The 2,442-nt window shown below is 67.0% G+C and carries 4 protein-coding genes and 1 pseudogene; 1 reads left to right on the forward strand and 4 read right to left on the reverse strand.

What is annotated here, in order from left to right:
• Positions 1 to 91: 91 nt before the first annotated feature.
• Positions 92 to 364, forward strand: a pseudogene (locus tag LY05_RS14955) (integrase core domain-containing protein); the annotation flags it as partial.
• A gap of 24 nt (positions 365 to 388) precedes the next feature.
• Here LY05_RS14955 and LY05_RS14960 read toward each other — a convergent pair.
• The 4 genes from LY05_RS14960 to LY05_RS14975 form a co-directional block, all read right to left on the reverse strand.
• Positions 389 to 880 (reverse strand): DUF669 domain-containing protein, encoded by a 492-nt coding sequence (locus LY05_RS14960; protein ID WP_148923702.1) that lies wholly within the window; start codon positions 878 to 880, stop codon positions 389 to 391.
• Positions 881 to 902: 22 nt separating this feature from the next.
• Entirely contained in the window at positions 903 to 1,649 is a 747-nt protein-coding gene (locus LY05_RS14965) for an ATP-binding protein (protein ID WP_148923703.1), read from the reverse strand.
• Positions 1,649 to 2,134 carry a hypothetical protein gene (locus LY05_RS14970; RefSeq protein WP_148923704.1) on the reverse strand — a complete coding sequence of 162 codons (486 nt, stop codon included), beginning with the start codon at positions 2,132 to 2,134 and terminating at the stop codon, positions 1,649 to 1,651. The genes LY05_RS14965 and LY05_RS14970 overlap by 1 nt, the downstream gene beginning before the upstream one ends.
• A 10-nt stretch (positions 2,135 to 2,144) precedes the next feature.
• On the reverse strand, positions 2,145 to 2,442 hold a 298-nt coding region (locus tag LY05_RS14975; RefSeq protein WP_249041968.1), incomplete at its 5' end, for a helix-turn-helix transcriptional regulator.

Here is a 2,442-nt window from a genome sequence, read left to right on the forward strand (position 1 = left end):
CAAGCATGGAACAAGCTCGTGGACCAGCCGTGGCGCATCATGACGATCGGCATGCGCGACTGGGCGCATGGGTCCTGATCCGTGCACGTTGGTATACCTCGACCTCAACGGGATCGAGCACCGCCGCACCAAGGTGCGCAGCCCCAAGACCAACGGCTTCGTCGAGCGCTTCAGCCGCACCGTGCTGGACGAGTTCTTCCGGGTGAAGATGCGCGAGACATTTTACGAGACCGTGGAAGCGCTGCAGGCCGATCTCGACGCCTGGCTGGTGCACTACAATACCGAGCGCCCGCATCTGGGCTACCGAAACCAGGGCAGACGGCCCATCGAAACCGTCATGTCATTCGTCAGTCAAGAAGGTTAAGAGAACACGCGATGGCCGAGGGCGTCAGCTCTTGGCGCTCCTGGGCGCGGTGGCCGGGCGGGCGGGCGCGCTGACCGGCTGCGTCGCGGCGGGCTTGGGCGGGGTCGCCTGCGCCGGGGCCTCCGGCACCATGTTGCGGATCGTGTTGCGCTCGCCGTAGCCATCCTTCGGGGGCTTCACGCCGACCTGGGTCGTCATCGGGATCAGGTGCAGCTCCTCGCTGTCGTTCACCTGCAGCTTGCCCGTGGCGTGGCAGATCGCCGACAGCGTGCGCTGCGCGATCTCGACCGTGGTCGGGTTGGCGTTCACGAGGTTCAGCTGGTCGAAGATCTTGCGGCCCTTGTGCGGGCCCTCGAGGATGTCGAGCATCAGCCAGAGATACTGGCCCATGCCGTTCCTGGTGACGCGCATCTCGCTCTCGACGATCTGGGCGCGGTACCTGCCGGCGGGCAGGATCTCGTAGGCGGTGGAGGGCTCGATGCCGGTGGCGTCAAAGGCGGTGTCGAAACGTGCCATCGTGCTGTCCTTTCAGTCGTAATCAGGCGGATTGGGGCATGGCGGCCAGGAACTCGGACCACTCGAGCGGGAGGGTTTCCGGCAGGCCGTAGCGGTTCTTGGCGAGGAAGGCGGGGCGCTCCTCGGTGTGCATCACGCGCACGCCGGACCCGAGCGCCCGGGCGACCTTCTTGTTGAAGCCGACGTCGGACTTCGCCACCGAGATCCGGTAGTTCGCAAAGAGCACCACGTCCGAGTGCTCCTGCAGCAGCGCGGACGCGCGGGCCTGCAGCTTGATCACGTAGCGGTCGTAGGGTTCGTGCTCGGGACTGTCGAAGCGCCTGACGTCGGTGTGGGCGATCTGGATGACCGCCATGCCCTTGCGGTCGCGGAGTGCGTTCAGCCGGTCGATGTACTCGCGCCAGATGGTCAGCGCCTCGGCATAACCCTTGCCGAAGCCGGGGCTTTCGATCGACTGCCAGCCGTTGCGCCGGCAGGCCTCGGCCCAAATCAGCGGCTCCAGCCAGTCCACGCTGTCGACGACCACCGTCGAATAGGCATGGTCCTCGTCGAGCAGGGCGTCGAGCGCCTCGGCGACCTCGGCGTAGCTCGTCGCCAGCGGGAAGTGCGGCACCTGGAGCTTGCCGAGGCCATCCTCGGTGAGGACGAACACCGGCGCGTCGGCGGACGCGGCGAAGGTGGACTTGCCGATGCCGGCGACGCCATGGATCAGCACGCGCGGCGGGCGCAGAGCCGTCGAGGTTTGCAGGGATGCGAGCGAGATGGCCATCAGCGCACCTCCTCACCGAGCAGCAGCCGGAACTTGGGCTTGCCGGTGCGGACCGTGCGCGCGGGCTCGAACTCCTGGCGAATGTCCTTGGGCCAGGCGGTGTACTTGCGCTCGCGCACGCTGAGCGCGATGTCCACGTACTCGGCGGGATCGGCGTCATCCGCCCGGATGCGCTCGACCAGACCGGCGAGCATCGCCTGGTCCCAGTCGACGCGCTTCGGCAGCTCCGCAACCACGGTGACCGGGCCGTCCTGCAGCCGGACAGTGCCCGTGTCCTTGCCTTCCGCGCGGCGAGCTTTGTGCGCGTCGTCGCCGTACTTCAGCGCGATAGCGCCATCGAGCCAGTCGCTGAGGTTCTTGGCAGCGCGTAGCCGCTCGTCTGCGTCCTGCTTCAGGAGCGCCAGCTGGTCGCCCGGCAGCGCGGCGATCTCGCCGACCGGCAGGGTGAGAAGGTCGTCGAGGATGATGCGGTTGCGGATCGTCATGGCCGCCCCCTCACGCCAGCTCCACGGCGGGCTTGTCGGCCGTGCTCGAGCAGTGCCGGTTGGCCTCGTAGGCCTCGACATCCTCGAGCCGGTACACGACCCGGCCGCCGATCTTGATGAAGGCGGGGCCCTCACCGGTCCAACGCCAGCGCTCCAAAGTGCGCGGGCTGATCTTCCATCGAGCCGCCAGCTCCACCTGGTTGAGATGCGTGACTGATACCAACGTGCGCGGTTCCTGACTCACGAAGAGGATTCCCACGGCGACCGATCTCTGAATCAATGCCCCGAACCTGAGATGGAGGTTCGGC

The sequence above is a fragment of the Oceanicella actignis genome, assembly GCF_008124525.1.
Lineage (GTDB): Bacteria > Pseudomonadota > Alphaproteobacteria > Rhodobacterales > Rhodobacteraceae > Oceanicella > Oceanicella actignis.